The sequence below is a fragment of the Dysgonomonas sp. 521 genome, assembly GCF_010501055.1.
GTDB lineage: Bacteria > Bacteroidota > Bacteroidia > Bacteroidales > Dysgonomonadaceae > Dysgonomonas.
On sequence record NZ_QVMO01000029.1, the window covers coordinates 21,300 to 44,028 of the forward strand.

At 39.4% G+C, this 22,729-nt stretch carries 22 protein-coding genes; 17 read left to right on the forward strand and 5 right to left on the reverse strand.

Annotated features, from left to right (window positions below):
• Positions 1–45: 45 nt before the first annotated feature.
• From D0T84_RS09895 to mtaB, 3 genes are read right to left on the reverse strand one after another with little or no spacing between them, the layout of a single operon-like run.
• On the reverse strand, positions 46–1,074 hold the full coding sequence (locus D0T84_RS09895; protein WP_163307722.1) for a glycosyltransferase family 2 protein: 1,029 nt from the start codon (positions 1,072–1,074) through the stop codon (positions 46–48).
• Positions 1,071–1,985, reverse strand: a complete 915-nt coding sequence (locus D0T84_RS09900) for a lysophospholipid acyltransferase family protein (RefSeq protein WP_163307723.1) — start codon at positions 1,983–1,985, stop codon at positions 1,071–1,073. Before D0T84_RS09900 ends, D0T84_RS09895 begins: the two co-directional genes overlap by 4 nt.
• A gap of 3 nt (positions 1,986–1,988) precedes the next feature.
• Positions 1,989–3,299, reverse strand: a complete 1,311-nt coding sequence (gene mtaB / locus D0T84_RS09905; RefSeq protein WP_163307724.1) for a tRNA (N(6)-L-threonylcarbamoyladenosine(37)-C(2))-methylthiotransferase MtaB — start codon at positions 3,297–3,299, stop codon at positions 1,989–1,991.
• A 190-nt stretch (positions 3,300–3,489) separates the two neighbouring features.
• Between mtaB and D0T84_RS09910 the strand changes: the two genes are divergently transcribed.
• The 15 genes from D0T84_RS09910 (at position 3,490) to D0T84_RS09980 (ending at position 17,545) form a co-directional block, all read left to right on the forward strand.
• Positions 3,490–5,157 (forward strand): AMP-binding protein, encoded by a 1,668-nt coding sequence (locus D0T84_RS09910; RefSeq protein ID WP_163307725.1) that lies wholly within the window; start codon positions 3,490–3,492, stop codon positions 5,155–5,157.
• Between the two features lie 177 nt (positions 5,158–5,334).
• Positions 5,335–5,556 carry a hypothetical protein gene (locus D0T84_RS09915; protein WP_163307726.1) on the forward strand — a complete coding sequence of 74 codons (222 nt, stop codon included), beginning with the start codon at positions 5,335–5,337 and terminating at the stop codon, positions 5,554–5,556.
• A gap of 160 nt (positions 5,557–5,716) precedes the next feature.
• On the forward strand, positions 5,717–6,577 hold the full coding sequence (locus D0T84_RS09920) for an ABC transporter permease (protein ID WP_163307727.1): 861 nt from the start codon (positions 5,717–5,719) through the stop codon (positions 6,575–6,577).
• Positions 6,578–6,687: 110 nt separating this feature from the next.
• Complete coding sequence (locus tag D0T84_RS09925) at positions 6,688–7,521, forward strand: hypothetical protein (RefSeq protein WP_163307728.1); 834 nt, start codon at positions 6,688–6,690, stop codon at positions 7,519–7,521.
• On the forward strand, positions 7,515–8,315 hold the full coding sequence (locus tag D0T84_RS09930) for a glycosyltransferase (protein WP_163307729.1): 801 nt from the start codon (positions 7,515–7,517) through the stop codon (positions 8,313–8,315). The genes D0T84_RS09925 and D0T84_RS09930 overlap by 7 nt, the downstream gene beginning before the upstream one ends.
• A 13-nt stretch (positions 8,316–8,328) precedes the next feature.
• Complete coding sequence (locus tag D0T84_RS09935) at positions 8,329–9,630, forward strand: polysaccharide ABC transporter ATP-binding protein (protein WP_163307730.1); 1,302 nt, start codon at positions 8,329–8,331, stop codon at positions 9,628–9,630.
• Positions 9,631–9,634: 4 nt separating this feature from the next.
• Positions 9,635–10,381, forward strand: coding sequence for an FkbM family methyltransferase (locus D0T84_RS09940; protein ID WP_163307731.1), 747 nt, complete (start codon positions 9,635–9,637; stop codon positions 10,379–10,381).
• Between the two features lie 4 nt (positions 10,382–10,385).
• Positions 10,386–11,153, forward strand: coding sequence for a glycosyltransferase family 2 protein (locus D0T84_RS09945; protein ID WP_163307732.1), 768 nt, complete (start codon positions 10,386–10,388; stop codon positions 11,151–11,153).
• A complete protein-coding gene (locus D0T84_RS09950; protein WP_163307733.1) occupies positions 11,150–12,055 on the forward strand; it encodes a glycosyltransferase family 2 protein in 906 nt (301 codons plus the stop codon). The genes D0T84_RS09945 and D0T84_RS09950 overlap by 4 nt, the downstream gene beginning before the upstream one ends.
• Positions 12,052–12,840, forward strand: a complete 789-nt coding sequence (locus D0T84_RS09955; protein ID WP_163307734.1) for a glycosyltransferase family 2 protein — start codon at positions 12,052–12,054, stop codon at positions 12,838–12,840. Before D0T84_RS09950 ends, D0T84_RS09955 begins: the two co-directional genes overlap by 4 nt.
• 13 nt (positions 12,841–12,853) lie before the next feature.
• A complete protein-coding gene (locus D0T84_RS09960) occupies positions 12,854–13,702 on the forward strand; it encodes a glycosyltransferase family A protein (protein WP_163307735.1) in 849 nt (282 codons plus the stop codon).
• A gap of 54 nt (positions 13,703–13,756) precedes the next feature.
• The gene (locus D0T84_RS09965; RefSeq protein ID WP_163307736.1) at positions 13,757–14,602 is read left to right on the forward strand and encodes a glycosyltransferase; all 846 of its coding nucleotides are present in this window, start codon (positions 13,757–13,759) and stop codon (positions 14,600–14,602) included.
• Between the two features lie 74 nt (positions 14,603–14,676).
• Positions 14,677–15,798, forward strand: a complete 1,122-nt coding sequence (locus D0T84_RS09970; protein WP_163307737.1) for a DegT/DnrJ/EryC1/StrS aminotransferase family protein — start codon at positions 14,677–14,679, stop codon at positions 15,796–15,798.
• Between the two features lie 31 nt (positions 15,799–15,829).
• A complete protein-coding gene (locus D0T84_RS09975; RefSeq protein ID WP_163307738.1) occupies positions 15,830–16,525 on the forward strand; it encodes a WbqC family protein in 696 nt (231 codons plus the stop codon).
• A gap of 51 nt (positions 16,526–16,576) precedes the next feature.
• Positions 16,577–17,545 carry a hypothetical protein gene (locus tag D0T84_RS09980; RefSeq protein ID WP_163307739.1) on the forward strand — a complete coding sequence of 323 codons (969 nt, stop codon included), beginning with the start codon at positions 16,577–16,579 and terminating at the stop codon, positions 17,543–17,545.
• Between the two features lie 176 nt (positions 17,546–17,721).
• Here the strand turns inward: D0T84_RS09980 and glpE are convergent, their stop codons facing one another.
• Positions 17,722–18,012, reverse strand: a complete 291-nt coding sequence (glpE, locus tag D0T84_RS09985; RefSeq protein WP_163307740.1) for a thiosulfate sulfurtransferase GlpE — start codon at positions 18,010–18,012, stop codon at positions 17,722–17,724.
• 53 nt (positions 18,013–18,065) lie between these two features.
• Positions 18,066–19,517: a sodium:solute symporter gene (locus tag D0T84_RS09990; RefSeq protein WP_163307741.1), complete on the reverse strand. Its 1,452-nt coding sequence runs from the start codon at positions 19,515–19,517 to the stop codon at positions 18,066–18,068.
• Between the two features lie 223 nt (positions 19,518–19,740).
• On the opposite strand from D0T84_RS09990, the gene D0T84_RS09995 reads away from it, so the two are divergent.
• Positions 19,741–21,255 carry a Do family serine endopeptidase gene (locus D0T84_RS09995; protein WP_163307742.1) on the forward strand — a complete coding sequence of 505 codons (1,515 nt, stop codon included), beginning with the start codon at positions 19,741–19,743 and terminating at the stop codon, positions 21,253–21,255.
• Positions 21,256–21,719: 464 nt separating this feature from the next.
• On the forward strand, positions 21,720–22,580 hold the full coding sequence (locus tag D0T84_RS10000) for an RNA polymerase sigma factor RpoD/SigA (protein WP_006797564.1): 861 nt from the start codon (positions 21,720–21,722) through the stop codon (positions 22,578–22,580).
• Positions 22,581–22,729: the final 149 nt, after the last annotated feature.

Sequence of the window (22,729 nt, forward strand, 5' to 3'; positions counted from 1 at the left end):
AAAAGGAAGCTTACGCAAAAAATAGTTTTAAAAGAATCAAACCGGCTAATTGAAATACTGCAACTTAGAAAAGAGCCGGATACCCTTAAGGTAATAGGCTGCCAGAATGCTTTTAGGATAGATGGTTGGCGGATAGGCCTGAACAGTCTTTTGCAGGTTCTCCTGCCTCACAGCCCTATACACCCTGCGGTTATCATAGAAATCTTTGTGGGCGTGGATTACCTCCTTTGCATTCGCATATTTCCCTGTGATGGCAAACTGAAAGGCGGCGATATAATCAAGTATGAGCCGGATAGTCATTACCCGTTTAAGGTGTTGCTGAGGCAGGTTTTTATATAGCATAATCAGGTTGTTCCTGAAGTTGAGGAATGTCTTCCGGGGATTCTCCTTTTTCAGTGTGGCAGCCCCCACATGGTACACCACCGAAGATGGCAGGCAAACAATACGTTTTCCCCTGCTGTTTAGCCGCCAGCACAAATCTATTTCTTCCATGTGTGCAAAGAAGGACGAATCGAATCCTCCGGCCTCAAAGAACTCTTTGGAACGGATAATAAGGCATGCGCCTGTAGCCCACAGTATATCGATGGGCGCGTCATATTGATGCTTGTCAGTCTCTACTTTCTGGAAGATACGCCCACGGCAAAACGGGTAGCCGTATTTGTCGATAAAGCCGCCGGATGCTCCTGCATACTCAAAACTGTCCTTATTGCGCTGAGCCAGTATTTTGGGCTGTACTGCTACTACATCCATATTCCTGTTCAGAAAGTCGACCGCCGGAGAAAGCCAGTTTTCTGTTACCTCAACATCAGAGTTGAGTATGACAAAGTATTCGGACTGTACACTTTTCAAGGCTCTGTTGTAGCCGTCAGCAAAGCCATAATTTTCGGGCAAGGTAATCAACGTTATTTGCGGATACACCTCTTTCAGGAAGCTTATAGAATTATCGGTTGAACCGTTATCCGCTACTACAATCTCTACTTCGGGGTGTGTAGTGTATTGTACGACAGAAGGTAAAAATTCTTCTAAGAGTTTCTTTCCGTTCCAGTTAAGGATAACGATAGCTGTTTTTTTCATTTATGTTGGGCTAATTCCACTTTCTCACGAGTCCATTTCCATCTTTTGTGAGTCCATAACCAATATGCGGGGTTGCGCAATATGGTCTTCTCCATTGCCCGTATATACGTTTCCGTTATACGGTTTTCAGGTTCTTCCTGTGGCTTATCGGTTATCAACCTTACGGTTGCCTTATAATGTCCTCTACTCTGCTTCTGCATATCAAGGTAAATCACAGCGAACCCAGTTTGTTTGGCTATCCGTTCAACTCCGGTAAAAACAGGCGAATCCTGATTCAGGAAAGTAGACCAATAGTGGATATTATTCAGAGAAGGCGTCTGATCGGCCATAAAGCCGATTAATGTCTGCTTCTTCTCCTTCCGGAGCCTCACGATAGCGCGTAACGTATCATTTTTTGCAATACCTAACGAACCAAAACGGCTGCGTATTTTCAGGAACAGGTCATCCACGGCTTTATTACGCAGGGGTTTGTAGATCTGTCCCAATATTTTATTCTCATCTCCTTCTTTTCTGAAATCCATTGTGATTGACGGAATCCATTCCCAATTACAATAGTGGCCAAGGAACATCAGTACAGAGTTGCCCTCCTTCATCAAATCCCTGATCTGCTCGACATTCTCAAAGACCATTCGCCGCTTCATTTCCTCATCCGAAATGTGCAAAAGCTTTAATGTCTCCACAAAGTAGTCACAGAAATGATGGTAGAATGCTCTCTCAACGGTAAGCAGCTCTTCTTTCGTTTTGTCGGGGAAACTGTTTTTCAGGTTGGCTCGCACAACCTTCAGCCTGTAGCCGATAACCTTATATACCAAGAAGTAGAGCACATCCGAAAATATATACAAGACACCGAATGGCAGCAAGGCATGCAGATACATCCATGTGTAAAGTATATAATACAATATTTTGTTCATTTTTCAGATTTCGGTAAGAGCGGTTTTTACTATATTAAAATCGCCTAAAGTTATCATTTTTATTTCATTTGCCTTACTGATATGGTATGGAGTTTCCACTTTTACATAATTTTCAGTGAAGCCGTACATTACATTGTCATGCTGGGTATGCTCAAACAAGACTTTGTGCCGTGTACCTTGCTGCGACTTATAAAATGCCTGCAGTTTGTTGTCCGACAAGTCGAGCAAAGTCTTGCAACGGGCGTGCTTTGTCTTCGGGTCTACCTCATGATCTATCTTTAGCGCCTGAGTATTGGGACGTTCGGAATATGTAAAGACATGCAACTGCGAAAAGTCCAGGCTTTCAAGAAACAGCCTTGCTTCTTCGAAATATTCGTCAGTCTCTCCCCTTGTGCCCACGATTACATCCACACCAATAAAGGCGTCGGGCATAACAGACCGTATCTTTTCTACCTTATGCCTGAATAAGGCTGTATCGTAACGTCGGCGCATCAATTTGAGCACGGCATCCGAACCGGATTGCAACGGGATATGGAAATGAGGCGCAAACCTTTTCGAATGGGCTACAAACTCTATAATCTCATCAGTGAGCAGGTTCGGTTCTATCGATGATATGCGGTAGCGTTCGATTCCCTCTACTTCGTCCAGTGCTTTGATAAGGTCATAGAACGTTTCGCCGGTAGTTCTTCCAAAGTCGCCGATGTTTACTCCGGTAAGGACAATTTCCTTTCCTCCCTTTGCCGCCACTTCACGAGCCTGTTCTACCATACTTTCTATCGTACCGTTGCGGCTGCGCCCTCTAGCAAAAGGGATTGTGCAGAACGAACAGAAATAATCACAACCGTCCTGTACTTTGAGGAAATAACGGGTACGGTCATCCTGAGAGCAGGAAGGAACAAAGGTCTTTATTTTATTCGTTTTAGAGGTATGTACTACTCCCTTATCTTTTTTCTTCAGTTCGTCGAGATACGCGATAACGTCTAGCTTCTGCTCTGCACCCAAAACGATGTCTACACCTTTGATTCCGGCTATGTCTTCGGGTTTTAGCTGCGCGTAACATCCGGTCACGATAACATAGGCTCCGGGATTTTCTTTTATCAGCTTACGCACAGCCTGCCTGCACTTCTTATCGGCAAATTCGGTTACCGAGCAGGTGTTTATCACGCATATATCCGCAGTTTCCCCGGCTCTTGCCCTGCGTACGCCGACCTGAGATAGTTGACGGCCAATGGCTGATGTTTCGGCAAAATTGAGCTTGCACCCTAAGGTTAGGTATGCAGCTTTTTTATTTTCAAATATCGAATTATCTATCATTATATAATTGTAGAATCTAACTTAATAATATTTAGACACATAACTTATTCTATACAAAAGCAAATGTCTTATAATTGTATAAAAAGAGTACAAAATTACACAATTACTGCAAATTTTACCTATAAAATAGTTGTAGATTATAATGATACTATATATTTTTGCACAAATTCACCAAAAATGAGCAAGAATCATGATTGATAAAAATCTAATTACCTTATATGAAGATAGTTTTAAGTATAACTGGGACTTGAAAGGCCTTTCGGATTACTCAGAAAAGAAGACATTATATTATAAAGACCTTGCCCGTGAGATAGCACGGATACACATCCTGCTAGAAGAAGCACATATACAGAAAGGGGATAAAATCGCGCTTACAGGTAAGAATAATATACCGTGGTGTACAACATATCTGGCTGTACTTACTTATGGAGCGGTTATAGTTCCTATTCTTCAGGATTTTCACGCAGATAATATACAGCACATCATAAATCACTCCGAATCGAAGCTGCTGTTTACCAGCACCGGCATTTGGGATTCGCTGGATGAAGACCATATACCGGGTGTCAGAGGAGCATTCTCCATTAATGATTTCGGCTTTAAATGCCTGTATGAACAGAAAGGTGAAAAATTTACATCTATAGTAGAGTCTTTAGATGATAAAATGAATAAGAAATATCCTGGCGGATATACCCAGGATGATATAAAATATGCCAAGGTTGATAATTCGGAAGTAGTGCTTATCAACTATACATCCGGGACAACAGGTTTTAGCAAGGGTGTGATGCTTACGGCAAATAACCTAGCAGGTAATATAACTCATGCAAACTACCTGAAACTCCTCTTTCGAGGGCAAGACATCGTATCTTTCCTGCCTTTGGCACATGCTTACGGATGCGCGTTTGAATTCCTTTACTCACTGACGGAAGGCTCGCATACGACATTGTTAGGCAAAGCCCCTTCTCCCAAAATTCTGGCTGAGGCATTTGCGCAAATCAAACCGCACCTTATCATCTCAGTACCATTGGTTATCGAGAAAATATATAAAAAGGCGATTTTACCCAAAATAGAAAAGCCTGCTATAAAAATGGCTCTCAAGATACCGATTGTAAGGGATCAGATATATGCAAAAATAAGAAAGGGTATGATGGATGCTCTGGGAGGAAACTTCCATGAGGTAATTATCGGCGGGGCTGCATTAAACAGTGAGGTTGAAGCTTTCTTACATAAAATAAAGTTCCCATTTACAGTCGGTTACGGAATGACTGAGTGCGCGCCACTTATTTCATACGAACATAATTATGATTTTATACCTACTTCGTGCGGAAGGGTGCTGGACAATATAATGGAGGTACGTATCGATTCGGAAGATCCCTACAATACTGTTGGAGAAATACAGGTGAGGGGAGAAAACGTAATGAAGGGGTATTATAAAAATGAGGAAGCGACGAAAGCGGCTTTTACCGAAGATGGCTGGCTGAGAACCGGTGACTTGGGTACAATTGACAAAAACAATACGATTTTCATCAGAGGACGCAGCAAGACAATGCTGCTAGGACCAAACGGACAGAACATTTTCCCTGAAGAAATAGAATCGAGACTGAACAATATGCCTTTTGTGATGGAAAGCCTTGTGGTAGAACGTAATGGAAAGCTAGTCGCGCTGACACATCCCGATTATGAGACCATGGATGCTGCACAAGTGGAACATGGTATGTTGTCGGCCATTATGGAACAAAACAGGCAAAACCTAAACAAAATGCTGGCATCGTACGAAAATATTTCGGCCATACAGATATATCCAAGCGAGTTTGAGAAAACTCCTAAAAAAAGTATAAAAAGATATCTGTATGATAATTAGATGTTTATGCTGTTTTTAAGAGACAATAGCCACAGTTCTTAAGAAAAAATTAAAAAAAGAACTAAAAAAAACATAATTGTGTTATACAACATCTAAAGAAATATGTATATATTTGCACCGTGTTATCAGAAATATAACTCAAATACATTTACCGTTTAAGTTTTAATAGAAAAGAAAATGAAAAAATTAGTTTTATTTGCTGTTGCTGTTGTAGCAATCTCATTCGCATCATGTGGTAATAAGGCTGCTGAAGAAGCTAAAGCTAAAGCTACTGCTGACTCTATCGCTGCTGTAGAAGCAGCTGCTGCTGTTGAAGCTCAGGCAAAAGCTACTGCAGACTCTATCGCTGCTGTTGCTCAAGCTGCTGCTGATTCTCTAGCTAACGCTGTAAAAAAATAATACAGTAACAGTTAAGATTTACAAGCCTGTATGAGAATAATAACTCATACAGGTTTTTTATTATAGTTGTTTTTTATTTAACGTTTTGTTAAATGAAAAATATCTATCTTTGTACGTTTAAATAATTACACAAACGAATATATAATCATATAACACATAAATGGAAGCAGAAAAAGAGCACTGGGATATAGAAATAAAACCGCGTGGAAGTAATTTTTCCCTCAATCTTAAAGAGGTCTGGCAATATCGCGATTTGCTGCAAATGTATGTCCGCCGGGATATTGTAACTATATATAAGCAGACAGTACTTGGTCCTTTATGGTTTATTATACAACCTCTATTTACCACTGTTATGTATATGTTCGTATTTGGTAATATAGCCCAGATACCTACCGATGGACTGCCTCAAGCTTTGTTTTACCTGTCCGGCATACTGTGCTGGTCTTATTTTTCCGATTGTATGGGAAAAGCGTCGGGTACATTCCTCGGAAATGCAGGGGTCTTTAGCAAAGTATATTTTCCCCGGCTAGTAGTACCTATATCAAGTGTAATTTCCAATCTGGTAAGGTTGGCCATTCAGTTAATACTGTTTTTGGCAGTTTATTTCTATTTTCTGAATGCAGGAGCTAATATCCAACCAAACCTTTATATATTACTTTTCCCGCTTCTGGTTTTGATGATGGCCGGACTGGGACTAGGATTTGGAATTATAATATCCTCTGTAACAACAAAATACAGAGATATGGCAATTCTATTTGGTTTTGTTACCGGATTGTGGATGTATGTAACACCGGTAATCTACCCTCTCTCTGTAATGAAAGAAAAATATGAAGAGTACATGTGGATTATCCAGTTAAACCCGCTGACCTCGATTGTGGAAACATTGAGATACGGTTTTATGGGAGCAGGTACATTCGATTGGTTCTGGCTGGGATACAGCTTTGTAATTACGATAATCGTATTAGTACTTGGCTCGTGGGTATTTAATAAAGTGGAACGTAGTTTTATTGATGTAGTGTAATGGAAGAAACCTGTCTAAAACAGCAATATTACATATTAAATAAGTCATTTAAAAAAAAATTAGTTTTTCATCTGGGATTCGACGCCGGTTTTTTTTCAGAATATAACAATATGATACTGGCTATGTTATATTGCTTAACTGAAAAGATACAATTTGTTCTGTATTCTAAAGATGCAAACTTTGGTTACGAAAAAGGATGGACTGATTACTTTTTACCTTTTTGTGACGAAATATCGGATGATTTCAATAAGAAGTACAATTTTAGAGATTATGAGTTTTTTCGGCAAAAATTAAATAAAAAAGATAAACTCAAAATAAGATTTCATAAACTCATTCATGGAATAGATTTTTTTACTCAGGACTTGTGGCTCCTTATCAGAGACAGAGAGCATGAAAAGAAAGTCTATAATATACCTGAACTAGGTATTAAGGATAGTTCTTTAAGAGATGCATGCAGGTCACTTATTAATATAACGTGGGAATATAATCCAATTGTAAAAACATTGATTAAGGATAAAATTAATTCATTAAACCTACCTGACGAATACATTGGTTTTCATATACGAAGAGGAGATAAGGTTGTAGAGCAAGAATTAATAGATATATCTGCATACTTTCAGAAGATAGAGGAGACTTTTAAGAAAAATGCATTTATATTGACCGATGACTACAGGGTAATATCTGAAATAAGGGAAAAATATCCACAATGGAATATTTATACGTTATGTAAAGAAACTGAAATTGGTTATAATCACGCAAACTTTAAGCGAGGAGATAAAGCAGTGATAAGAGATTCACATATTAACCTTTTTGCTTCATTGGATATTTTAAGTCTCAGTCAATGTTTTATAGGAACATTCGGATCTAATCCCGGCATGTTCTTAGGAATGAGGACAACACAAGGAAAGTGTATTAGTTTAGATGTAGATTGGCAAATATGGTAAATAATAATAAATATAAAAAACTCCCCATTAGTGCTATTATTACAGGTTGTAATGAAGGATATCTTTTGGGAAATTGTCTCAAATCCATATCGTTCTGTGAAGATATTACCTATGTTGACTTAGAATCCAAGGACAACTCGAAACAGGTAGCCGAGAAGCTGGGAGTGAAGATAATAGAGCACGAGAGAGTTCCAATGGTTGAGATAATACACGAAGAACTATATCATAAAACAAAATATGATTGGATATTAATCATCGATCCCGATGAACAGGTTAGCCCTGTTCTCCAAAACGAAATTATAGAACATTTTAATAATGGAATCCCTGATAATATTGGCGCGGTTCTTGTACCATGTATTTATTATTACAAAAATCATCCGTTAAAGGGAACCCGCTGGGGCGGTGTTCACTCACGCATGCTCTTATTCCACAAGGATAAATGCCGTATGACCGGAATTGTTCATGCTGGCAGAACTGTATTGCCTCCATATGAGCCCTATTGGATTCCATACAATGGAGAAAATGTAGATCATCATTACTGGATGATTAACTTCTCCCAGCTGAGAGAAAAGCATCTACGATATTTAGAGAAAGAGGGAGAATCAAGAAACTTTATGGGTTTTATTGCATCCAGAAAAGGAATAGCAAAACGTCCACTCAAGGCTTTTTATTCCTGCTTTATCAAAAGTAAAGGTTATAAAGATGGTTTTTACGGGCTATTATTATCTTTCTTTTGGGCATGGTACGATACTTGTGCCGAAATAAGATTATATAAATATCAACAACACAAATAATCAAATCTGAAATATGTCAGAAACTGCTATAAAATTTGAAAATATATCGAAACAATACCGCTTGGGACTGGTAGGGACAGGCACTATAACGCATGACCTCAATCGCTGGTGGCATGTAGTAAGGGGGAAAGAAGACCCATACTTGAAAATAGGGGAAGTAAATGACCGTTCAGCCAAAGCTCAGAGTAAATATATCTGGGCATTGAAGGATATTTCTTTTGACGTAAAACAGGGAGAGGTGCTGGGCATTATAGGAAAAAACGGTGCAGGCAAATCAACATTATTGAAAATTTTGTCACGGGTTACATCTCCATCTACAGGCACCATCAAGGCCAAAGGACGTATCGCTTCACTGCTCGAAGTGGGCACAGGATTTCATCCTGAACTGACTGGACGTGAAAATATCTTTATGAATGGCTCAATCATGGGTATGACAAAAGCTGAAATCAGAAGGAAACTGGATGAAATTGTAGACTTTGCAGGTGTCGAAAAATATATTGACACTCCAGTAAAAAGATATTCTTCCGGTATGACTGTCCGTCTGGGTTTTGCTATTGCCGCCCATCTGGAGCCGGAAATACTTGTTGTGGACGAGGTTTTGGCTGTGGGGGATGCTGAATTTCAGAAGAAAGCGATAGGGAAGATGAAAGATGTGTCTACAAGTGAGGGGAGAACGGTGTTGTTTGTGAGCCATCAACTAAATTCAGTTCAGTCATTATGCAATCAATGCATATTGATGGAAAATGGGAAAATAAGTTCTTCCGGAAGTACATCAGCAATCATCTCACAATATCTTAAATTAAGCAGTGCTAATATAAGTAACACATCTTGGTATAACACTAACAAAGAATATGAGAATGAATTTTGTTCTTTATTAGAAATGTCATTAGTTACTCAATCTGGACAGCCATTAACAAATAACTATATAGAAAACAATCAAACCCTATATGTAAAGCTCAAATTTCATATAAAAAATTTACACTCGGCTCTATGTGTAGGTTTTTCTCTATATACAGCAAATGAACAACTATTGTTTTGGTCGTACCAAACAGATATGCCTGAAGACAGCAAAATAGAATTAAAAGCCGGAGACAATACATTATATGCACAGTTTCCCAAAAGAATGCTCAACGAAGGTGAATATTTTATAAAACCAATAATAAGTTTACACCATATAGATTGGATTATCAATCCTGAAAAAGAAGCGCCAACAATAGGTCTCTCTATAAATGGAGGATTAAGTGATTCAATATTATGGCAAGAAAAAAGACCAGGACTTTTAGCACCAGTTATTCAATATAAAGACCAGTTATGACAATATGAAAACTTTGATACAATCTTTTTTCCATCTATTTGGATACCAAGTAAAAAAATGGGGAGAAAAAGCAACAAGAGAAGCTATACGTATAAGCAATGAACAAGAAACGAGTAAATATATTAATGAAAACCTATGGCTAAAGCAAGCAGGAATAAAATCAATTTTGGATATTGGGGCAAATACAGGCCAATTTGCAAAGAAAATCAGGTTGATATTTCCTGACGCTGATATATTTTCTTTCGAACCTATACCTACAATATATAATAAACTGGTAGCAAACTTTGAAGGAGACAATAAATTTAAAGCTTTTAATTATGGTCTTGGGGATGAAGAGGGCAACACAGATTTTCATCTTAATGATTTCTCAGATTCATCCAGCTTTCTCGAAATGAATCGCATACATAAAGAGAATTTTCCTTTTACAGAGAACGAAAATATAATAAAAGTACAAGTCAAGAGGCTGGATAATATATTGAATGTTAATAGTATAGAAAAGCCTTATCTGCTAAAGTTGGATGTACAGGGATTTGAAGAGAAAGTTATTGCCGGAGGCTCCTCAATTGTAGAAAATGCAGAATACATTATAACAGAAGTTTCATTTGTCGAACTATATCAAAATCAGCCACTTTTTGACAAAATATATACAATTTTGAAAAATAAGGGATTTGTATATATGGGTAACTTTGAACAACTAAGAGGGAAAGACGGGAAAATATTACAAGCTGACGCAATTTTTAAAAAAGAATAATTTTATGCCTACTTTTTCCATAATAATACCTACATATAATTCGTCTAAAACTGTTGGTAATTGCATAAACAGCATATTAACACAAACATATACGGACTATGAAATATTGATTATGGATGGATTGTCTACAGACAATACTTTGGATATTCTTAATTCTTACCAAGATATTCGCATACATGTTATTTCTGAAAAAGATAATGGCGTATACGATGCTATGAATAAAGGTATTGAGAAATCTAGAGGAGAATGGTTATACTTTTTAGGAAGTGACGATTATTTATATGATAATGCAGTTTTATCGGATATTTCTGATTACATAAAGGAAAAAGATTCAGATATAGTATATGGTGATGCATATATGGTAGGCCAACAATGCCGGCAAGCAGGTATTTTTACACGAAAAAGGTTTAATGTTGCAAACATTTGTCATCAATCTATTTTTTATAGTAAGAATATCTTCAGTCGATTAGGAATGTATAATCTTGAATTTCCGCTATATGCAGATTGGGATTTCAATATAAGATGTTTCGCTACTCCTTATCTGAAAATAAACTATATAGACCGGGTAATAGTTTACTACAACGATATGTCAGGAATAAGCAATTCTGGGCTTGACGACCCTTCATTTATTGAAATATATGGAATAAGGAATTGGCAGAAAATAGAAAAACTAAATATCCAGATTTTGGCATTAGAAAATTCTAGAGAATTTAAACTTGGAAAGATAATACTGTCTCCTATAAGAAAAATAAGAAATTTGTTTAACGAATGATTTCTGTAATCCTTCCCAACTATAACCACGCCCCCTACCTGAAACAGCGTATCGATTCCATATTGAATCAGACATATCAGGATTTCGAACTTATCATTCTGGACGACTGTTCTCCGGACAATAGCAGGGATGTGATTGAAGAATATCGCGACAATCCGCACATTTCACATATTATCTACAACGAAACCAATTCCGGATCTACATTCAGGCAGTGGAAAAAAGGTATTGAACTGGCTAAAGGAGATTATATCTGGATTGCAGAAAGCGATGATTATGCAGATTTGACATTGTTGCAAAAGGCGATGGATTCCATTGCCAAATACAATTCTGTCCTTTGCTTTTCCCAGACTAAAGTAGTAGATAAGGAAAATAATGTAGTAGTAGAGCAACCTCCTATACTACCCCATTACTCCATGAATATAAACCAATTTACTAAAGAATATCTGTTATACAGCAACCCGATCTGCAATGCAAGCATGGTTGTATTTAAGAAACAGGCCATAGCAGGCAATCTGTGGGACGAAATTATAAACTACAGATATTGTGGCGACTGGCTGTTATGGGGCAGTTTCTGTGAGAATGAAAATACAACCGTTTCCGAAATTAAAGAATATCTGAACCATTTCAGGACGCACTCAGTAAATGTATCGAACAAATCGGAAGACAAAGGTTTAGGCATATTAGAAGGCTATAAAGTTTCCAGAATCATTGCAAAATGGTTACATTTGAAGCTGGATAATACGTATAGCCGAAACTGGTTCTACAAATGGCAATCATATAAATTGAAATTCTCTTATCCGCAATCGGTCAATAAGGAAATTTTGTTGATGTTTATACAACGGCAGCCAATGGTTGCATATTATGAGCTAAAAAGATTGATTTCAAGACTGGTAAAAAGATGAAAGTATCCATTATTACAATCAATTATAAGAATGCTACAGGATTACGGAGAACCGTAGAAAGCATTATTAATCAGAGGCATGTAAACTTCGAATACCTTATTATTGATGGTAATTCCGATGACGGAAGTGTGGATATTATAAAAGAATTTGAACCCCATATAGATTATTGGGTTAGTGAACCCGATTCCGGCATATATAATGCTATGAATAAGGGTATAAGGCAGGCGACAGGCGACTATATACTTTTTGTCAACAGTGGAGACACAATAAAAAAAGAAGCAAATCTTCAGTCGGTAATAAATCAGATTACGGGAGAGGACATTGTATATTTCGATATGGAAATAGCCGACAACCTATCCGGTACAAGTGATATTAAAATTTATCCAGACAAGCCCGATTTTAAATATTTTGCAGAAGATAGCCTGCCACATACAGCTTCTTTCATAAAAAAAGACTTGTTGGTAAACTATGGTTATTATTCGGAAGAGAATAATATTACTTCCGACTGGGCGTTTTTCATGGATGCTGTTTGTCTGCGCAATAGTACATATAAACATATCAGCGACTGTTTCTCTACATTCTATATCGATGGTATCAGTTCCGACGCTACCAACAGGCAATTGCTTATGGACGAAAGGAATGAACATATAGCCGCTGTATATCCTTTATATAATAGTGTGTATAAAGACTGGATGGATAAAAAGCAAGAGCTATACAAACTGAAAACATCAGTAAGTGTCAGGTATCTTAAAAAACTTGGCCTTCTGAAATGGCTTAAACTATAAACATTTAGCAATAATGAATCCGATTATATCTGTTATCATGCCATGCTACAATCAGGCGCAATATATGCCTGAAGCATTGCAATCCCTTCTCGATCAGGATTATCCTCACTGGGAATGTATCATGGTAAACGATGGCTCTCCTGACAATACCGAAGAGGTAGCCCGCCAGTGGATGCAAAAAGATAACCGGTTCAGGTACTTCTGGAAAGCCAACAGCGGTGTGTGCCACACACGCAACTATGCTGCAAACCAAGCTGTAGGCGAATACATCATACCGCTGGATAGCGACGACAAGTTAGGTCCGCACTACTTTAGCGAAGCCATCAAAACATTTACCAAAGATCCGGATGTCAGGCTGATATACTGCGATACCGTTTTGTTTGGCGATGTAAATGAAGAAAGGATAAGCCCTCCGTTTAAATTTGAAAATATGCTGACGGAAAACCAGATACACAACTCCGCTATTTTCAGGAAATCTGATTTCATCGAATCGGGAGGATACAATCCCAACATGATATACGGCATCGAAGACTGGGACTTCTATCTGTCCCTGTTGAAACCGGATTATAAGGTTGTAAAACTAGATGCATTCCATTGTTATTACAGAATAAAAGCCGAATCGCGTTCGATAGGAGTCAATGCACACAAAGAAAGAAATGACACGATGCTTTTACAAATGTTCAAAAATCATGTACCTTTGTTTCTTCAATACTTCAATCCTGTAAGAGACAAGATAGATGCTGAAACGTATAAGAAAGAACTGTACTGGCATTATCATACAATCGATTACCGTGTAGGAAGAAAGATTTGCGCGCCGTTCCGTTCTATAAAAAGAGCGATAGGGAGAATTTTCTCCAAATAATACAAGCATACAAAAGGACTTTTAAAGCCCGGTCAATAAGAATAGAGCCTAAATATGAAAGTAAATATCATACTCATTACATATAACCATGCCGGATATATTCGTCAGACGCTCGAAGGCATCATCATGCAGCAGACACCTCATGATGTGGAAATCATTGTCGCTGATGATTGTTCTACCGACAATACCATAGAGATAATCAGGGAGTATGAGGACAAAACATCATTTTCTTTTACATATTTGGCAAAGGAACATAATGTAGGTTACAACAGGAACTACCAGCTGGCCTTTGCAGCCTGCACAGGCGACTATATAGCCATAATGGAGGGTGACGACTACTGGATAAAACCTTCCCACCTGCAAAACCATATCGAACATCTGGAAAAGACACCCGAAGCATCGATGAGTTACAACAGGCATATAAGGCTCTTTGAAGACCAAAATAGGGAAGAAATATTCGACTGGGCAGACGATAAAGACTACGAACCCGTTACCACAGAGCAACTGGCAATGGGTAACCGTATAGGCAATCTGTCGTGCTGTGTTTTCAGAGGCAGGCTGATTCAGCAACTCGATCCGAAGCTGTTCGATATGGAGATAGCCGACTGGATGCTGGGTATGTATATGGGACAATTTGGCCCGTTACTATACCTCAAAGACGTAACCACGGTATATCGTATACACGATAACGGGCAGTGGTCGAAGATGAATGAGAAAGAACAGTGTATAAGAGTTATAGAACTGATAAGCCAATACGATAAATATTTCAATTATAAATACACAGAAGTTTTCACAAAACATAAAAGGCGGCTCGAAATACTGCTCTATGGAGATAAATCATTCAAAGGCAGAATAAAAAGCATTACACCTGAATTTATAAGAAAAATAGTCAGAAAATAAAAGCCCCTCCCAGCTTCCCCTTAGGGGAGGTTTTTAGCCCCATTCTTCAGAGGGGGCTGAGGAGACCAAATATAATGAATATGAAAAAAATAATGGTAACACAGCCGGCTCTTCCTCCATTGGATGAGTTTATTCCCTATCTGGAAAAAATATGGGATAATAAATGGTTGACAAATAACGGCCCTTTCCACGAGCAGTTCGAAAAAGAACTCGCCCAATACCTCGGAGTAAAGCATATATCCCTTTTCTCAAACGGAACACTGGCACTGATAACGGCTTTGCAGGCATTGCGCATAACGGGGGAAGTGATTACCACACCATTTAGCTTTGTAGCCACTACGCATTCCCTGTGGTGGAACAATATAAAGCCCGTATTTGTAGATATCGATGATAAATACTACAACCTTGACCCTAAGAAAATCGAAGCTGCTATCACTCCGCAGACAACAGCCATTATGCCTGTGCATGTGTATGGGAATCCTTGCGATGTAGAAGAAATACAGCGCATAGCCGATACCTATGGGCTTCGCATAATTTACGACGCTGCCCATGCCTTTGCCGTGAAAAAGGACGGGCAATCTGTGATGAACTGGGGCGACCTGTCTATTCTCAGCTTCCATGCTACAAAAGTTTACAATACCATAGAAGGAGGTGCCATCGTTTGCCAGGATGAGAAAACAAAACAACGTATCGACTTGCTGAAAAACTTCGGGTTCAGGAATGAAACCACCGTTATAGAACCGGGCATCAATGCGAAAATGAACGAATTGCAGGCTGCTTACGGCTCGCTGCAACTAAAATATGTAGACAGTTATATTGCCAAAAGGCTGGAACTGGCAAAGCTATACAACAGCCTGCTTAGTGATGTCAGCGGTATTACCATCATGCCGGTAGAAGAAGGCGTATCACATACATACCCATATTATCCGGTACGCATCAATACCGCCGAGTTTGGGATGAGCCGCGATGACCTGTACTTCAAACTGCAGGAATATGATATATTCGGACGCCGCTATTTCTATCCGCTTATCAGCGATTTCCCTACATACAGGGGATTACCGTCTGCCACTGCTACCAATTTGCCTGTGGCTACTCAGGTTTCTAAGGAAATAGTTTGTCTGCCAATGTATGCGAACCTTGAGTTTGAAGAGGTAGAAAAAATATGTTCTTTTATTAAAGAGTTAGCAAAAAAATAACTACTGAAACCTATAACACTATAACCGGATTATGAAAATTGGTATCATGCAGCCTTATTTCCTGCCCTACATTGGATACTTCCAGTTGTTAAACGCGGTGGATAAGTATGTGATATACGACAATATACAATATACCAAAAAGGGATGGATAAACCGTAACCGCATATTGCAGAACGGTAAAGACCTGATGATAACGATTCCCTTAGAAAAGGATTCGGACTATCTGGACATAAAAGACCGTAGTGTCTCCAAAAACTTCGACAAGAAAAAGTTGCTGAACCAGATAAGGGAACCATACCGCAAAGCCCCGTATTTTGAGACAGTAATGCCTCTGATAGAAGATATTGTAAACTTCCAAGAGGAGAATCTAGCCTATTATATATTCAATTCGATAGATAAAATACGCGACTATCTGGGTATAGACACGGAGCTAATCGTATCCTCCACAATAGATATGGACCACTCCCTGAAAGGGCAGGACAAAGTATTAGCCCTATGCAAAGCACTGGGGGCAAAAGAGTATTACAACGCTGTAGGCGGCCAGTCGTTATACAATAAAGAAGACTTTGCCAGAGAAGGTATAAACCTGTCATTTATATCCAGTAATCCGATCGAATACAAGCAGTTCTCTAATGAATTTGTTCCCTGGCTGTCCATACTGGATGTGATGATGTTCAATCCGGTAGAAGAAATACAGAATATGTTGAATGAATATAAATTAATATGATAATTAGCAAATTAACAGATTCTATTATTTGCTAATCTGCGAATTGATAACATGAAAGAAATAGGCGGATACTTCGAACTTCAACTCCGTAAAGGAGAACATTACCATAAAGGGGCTGTACAGCTGAACACTGCCCGCAATTGCCTCGAATATATACTCAGGGCAAAGAAATATAAGAAAATATATATTCCTTATCTTGATTCGGAAGTTATTTGGGAACCAATGAAAAAACTGGGTATAGAATATGAATTTTATTCCGTGGATTTCAGGATAGACCCCGTTTTCGATAAAGAATTAGGGAAAGACGAAGTATTCTTTTACTCCGATACCTATGGCATCAAGCCTTGCACTGTGGATAAACTGGTGAAAAAATACGGGACACAACTGATTGTGGACAATACCCATGCCTTTTTTTCTAAACCGTATGAAGGCATAGATACAATCTATTCACCACGCAAGTTTTTCGGTTTGCCCGATGGCGCCTATCTTTATACAGATACATTGTTGGATGAAGATTTTGAGCAGGATATGTCTATCCCTCACATGACACACCTGATGAAACGTATCGAATACGGAAGCGCGAGTTCCGCCTATCAGGATTATCTCGATTATTGTGCCAGCCTTGTAGGCCAGCCTATAAAGCGAATGTCGAATCTGGCTAATGCCTTGTTAGCGAATATCGATTATGAGAACCTGAGAGAAAAGCAAATCAGCAATTTTAGATACCTGCATTCCGTACTGGGTAAAGATAACCAGTTCGAATATGATGACTTTCCCGCCGATACCTGCCCGCTTAGCTATATGTTCTATTCGGAAGATCCGGAATTACGAAAAAGGCTTATCGGCAACAAGATCTACGTTTCCACATACTGGAAAGAAACACTCGGCCTTGTAGAAAAGTACTCTGCCGAATACCGGATAGTCAACTACCTGCTGCCGCTGCCTTGCGACCACCGGTATGATGAAGAAGATATGAAGCGGATAGTGGATGTAATATATAATTCAAGTTTCGATTTATAACTTGTACAAGTTATAAATCGCAACTTGAATTAAAAAGTCTGAATAAGAGGTTGATTAAAGGCGGATACGGATATGGAGTATGCAAAAAAAATATCCGATTTTGGAGTTGCCCTGTTCAACAATTTATTATAACAAAAGACGTTCACAACACATACAATATTCGAGCCCCTATTTACTTATTTCCATCCCTCATAGCCTCCATCGATACTATGGACATGCTGAAAGCCCTGCTGCGAGAGAAATTCGGCGATCGTCTGGCTGCTATTTCCATGATAACAGAGCACAAGCACAGGCATATCCCTGTCCGTCTCAAATAAAAATTGAGGTAACGACCACTGGGATAAATTAATAGCCCGTTCGTGATGAGAAAGATTGAAGCTTTCCTCGTCCCTGATATCTACCAGAATGGCGTGATGATTGCTTAGCAATTCTTCAGCCTGAGAATAATCTATATGTTTAAATGCCATTTTTATCTTATTATAGTTCTTAAATAACTTTGTATACAACTATAACAAAATAATCAGGTTCTTGTTTTCTCTTTTTGGGTTAAACATAGTAATCCTGTCGCAGTTAGCAGTCCATTGAATAATAAGATTTCGTAACCGACCTGATAAGAGAAGAATTTCAGAAGAGTAAACTCGATTAAATAACTGATTACCGGTGCTAAAATACACACATACGGAACATATTTATCCCGTATACTCTTTTCAGAAAAAAGCCCGAAGAAGAATAAGCCGAGCAACGGCCCGTAAGTATAGGAAGCAACCTTATAGATAGTATCCAGTACATTTTCCTGCTGAATCGTATTTATAGTAAGTATTGTCAGTAAAAATAGAACGCTTACCGCCAAATGTACTTTCTTTCTGGTCTTTACGGCTGTTAGCGCGTCTTCGCGTTTAATATCCAGAATATCCACACAGACGGATGTTGTCAGGGCTGTCAAAGCAGAGTCGGCACTGGAAAAGGCCGCCGCTATAATTCCAATGGTAAAGAACACAAGTACGGGAAAACCAAGGTATCCGGTCGCCAGCATAGGTAGTAGCTGATCCGACTGTTGCGGCAGGGCGATATTGTATTGTGATGTAAAAAGTAACAGGAGCACACCCAATGACAAGAACAGAAGGTTTACCGGAATGAAGGCAAAACCATAAGTTATCATGTTTTTACGGGCTTCCTTCAGGTTCCTGCAGGTCAGGTTCTTTTGCATCATATCCTGATCCAGCCCCGTCATTACAATGGTAATGAATACCCCGCTCAAAAATTGCTTGAAGAAGTTCTGGCGCGACGCCCAGTCGTCGAAGACAAATATACGCGAATGCTCGTTATTATACACAGCGTCTATGACCTGCGGAAAGTTCATATCCATTTTGCCGGCTACCTGCCATATTATCAGTATGGCACCCAGTATCAGGCTGGATGTTTGCAACGTGTCTGTCCAGATAATTGTCTTTATCCCACTGCGGAATGTGTATGCCCAGATAAGTAAAATAATGCCCGAAACCGTCACAAAAAACGGGATGTCCCACTGGTCAAAAACCAACCTTTGCAATACGATAGCTACCAGATACAGGCGTGCTGCCGCTCCTACGATCTTAGACAAGATAAAGAAGGATGCTCCGGTCTTATAAGAATAGAAGCCAAAGCGTTTCTCCAGGTATCCGTATATGGTAGTCAGGTTGAGCTTATAATAAAGAGGTAAGAGCACGTATGCAATAAAAAAATATCCGAGAACAAACCCGAATACCATCTGCATATATGTCATATCAAATTTGCCGACCATACCGGGAACCGACACAAAGGTAACCCCCGATATGGATGTACCTATCATGGCGATTGCAACCAGAAACCATGGCGACTGCCTGTTTCCGAGGAAGAAGGCATCATTGCTGTTGTTCCTCTTGCTTACAAAGTGCGAAATCAGTAATAACGCGCCGAAATATACAGCAATGATAATAAGAATAGATATTCCCATCCAAACAAGTATCATTAAAAACCGCCGGCAAAGATATATCTTTTCCGCTATGTATCTGACAAAAAGTCCGATTGAATTGTTAAAATAATGATAAAGGTTTTTTACACGGTTAAAAGTGTTAAAAATAGGGTTGTTCAACATCAAGTGTATAGTTTTTGTGTTTACATTTGAGAAAAAATAGAATAACATAAAAATTAATTAAACAATTAAAAGATACTTGCGTATGAAAAAGATTTGGAAAAATATTTCAACCTATGTTGTGGTTGCATTAGTGAGTATAGGAGCTACATATGGTATGTACAGCTTCATGGAACACCGGAAAGGATACAGTTCGGCAGACTTCTATAATTACGGAAGCGAGTTTGACCAAAAGGGAGTACAACTTGCCAGCCTGACAGCAGAGGGCTACCCTGATTTTACAAAAGCTGCGGAAAATTCGGTACATGCCGTAGTCCATATAAAATCTACAGTAAAATCACAAGCCTCATCTCAAGGCCGCCAGAGAGCGATCGATCCGTTCGAATATTTCTTTGGGTTCGGCGACAGGGGCGGACAGGATTTCGGTGCACCTCAGCCTAGTGTAGGATTCGGTTCAGGAGTTATTATATCAAAGGATGGATTTATTGTTACCAATAACCATGTGATAGATAAGGCGAACGAAATAGAAGTTACATTGAATGATAACCGGAAATTCACAGCTAAACTGATCGGTACAGACCCGCAAACAGATATAGCCCTGTTGAAAATTGAAGGTAGCGACTTCGCTTATATACCATTTGGCAACTCCGACAATCTAAAAGTAGGCGAATGGGTACTGGCCGTAGGCAATCCTTTCAACCTGACTTCAACCGTAACGGCCGGTATCGTCAGTGCCAAAGGTCGTGGAGGTATAGGTGCAAACAGCAGTGATATACAATCGTTTATTCAGACCGATGCCGCCATCAACCGTGGTAACAGTGGCGGAGCTCTGGTGAATACCAACGGCGAACTGGTAGGCATCAATACGGCTATTTATTCCCAGACAGGAGATTTTGCAGGATATGGTTTTGCCGTGCCCATCTCTATAGCCGGAAAGGTCGTAGCCGACATTAAAGAATACGGAACCGTACAACGTGCTGTTCTGGGTGTCCTTATCCAGGATATTTCTGTAGCCAAAGAAGCTAACCCTGACAAGACAAAAGACCTGAAAGCAACAGAAGGAGTGTATGTCGGAGGTTTTGCCGAAATGAGCCCGGCTAAACAGGCTGGTATCGAAGAAGGAGACGTTGTTACAGCTATCAACGGTGTTAAAGTGAAGAGTGTGAGCGAACTTCAGGATCAGGTCAACAGATTCCGTCCGGGAAATAAGGTGAAAGTAGATATCATGCGTGGAAATTCCAGCAAATCCTACGATGTTACTTTGAAAAACAGCTCGGGAAGCACCTCCGTTGTTAAAAAAGGAGACGGTATAGCCAGCGTAGGCGCGGCATTTAAAGAACTGACCGCCGACAAGAAAAAAGACTTAGGCGTGAGTTATGGTGTAGAAGTGGCAGGTGTTGACAATGGCGGTAAATTCTACAAAGAAGGAATTACCAAAGGGTTCGTAATCCAAAAGATAAACAACCAGCCGGTGTCATCTGCAAGTCAGGTTGAAAACATTATTACATCTACTGCCAACAGCCAGGATAAAGTATTGTTTATCTCTGGTATAACCCCATCAGGAGCAAGGAAATATTACGCAGTCGATCTGGGTGAGTAATATTACCCGAATCGGGTTAATATAAAATAACGCTTAAGTCAAAACAATTGCATGGCTTAAGCGTTATTTATGTATATGAACTTTCATAGTACATGACAAAAAATATATACTATCCTTCTAACCCTTCCCCCCTTCGGGTACTTCCCTTTATCAAAAGGGAAGAATGCCTGACGGATCAAACGGCATCTGTCTTCGCTTTGCGACTCTCCCCTCGCTTCTCCCTCTCCTTTTGGGGAGGGCCGGGGTGGGGTCGGGAGTGCCCACAGGGCGAGGGGGTGAACCATAATAATCTATTTTTTTATCATGTACTTAGATGAACTTTATAAATGACGAAGCAATATTCTGTTTATAATTATTAATTAAAGCTATCCTAGAATAAATCCGCCCTGTAAATGATGAAAATATAGCATTTTTTCACTATATTTGCAAACATTTTTGGGATATTTTATTATACATATCTGTATATGAGGCAGTTAAAGATTACAAAGTCAATTACTAATCGCGAGAGCGCGTCATTAGACAAGTATTTACAAGAAATTGGCCGTGAAGACTTGATTACGGTTGAGGAAGAAGTAGAGTTAGCTCAAGCCATCAAAAAAGGCGACAGGGCTGCACTCGAAAAACTCACACGGGCAAATCTGAGATTCGTGGTGTCTGTTGCAAAACAGTATCAGAATCAAGGACTAAGCCTTCCCGACCTAATCAATGAGGGAAATCTGGGACTAATCAAAGCTGCAGAGAAATTCGACGAAACCAGAGGGTTTAAATTTATCAGTTATGCGGTATGGTGGATTCGCCAGTCAATATTGCAGGCATTAGCAGAACAATCGCGTATCGTACGCCTTCCGCTCAATCAGGTAGGCTCGCTGAACAAAATCAGCAAGGCTTTCTCTAAATTCGAGCAGGAAAACGAACGCAAGCCATCGGCAGAAGAGCTAGCAGAGCAATTAGACATACCCGTAGATAAAATCGCCGATTCACTCAAAGTCTCAGGACGCCACATTTCGATGGACGCACCTTTTGTTGAAGGTGAAGATAACAGTCTGTTGGATGTACTTGTAAACGACGACGCACCTATTGCCGACCGTACGTTGATAAACGAATCGCTCCAACAGGAGATAGAACGCGCGTTATCAACTTTGACAGAAAGAGAAAGTGAAATTATCAAGATGTTCTTCGGTATAGGGTATCAGGAAATGACCCTCGAAGAAATCGGTGATAAATTTCAGTTGACACGAGAACGTGTACGTCAAATCAAGGAAAAAGCAATTAAGCGGTTAAGACAAAATTCGAGAAGTAAATTATTGAAAAGTTACTTAGGTTAATAAGATAACCTGGTATAAATTATAAAGAGAGTCAGTAAGAAACCGGCTCTCTTTTTTTAGTTCGCCCAGCATGGGTGTATTCTAATGGGTGCAAGTCCCTCACACGCCCTAACAACGGGAAGTGTCTAGCCTTGAGCAAGGGTGTCCTT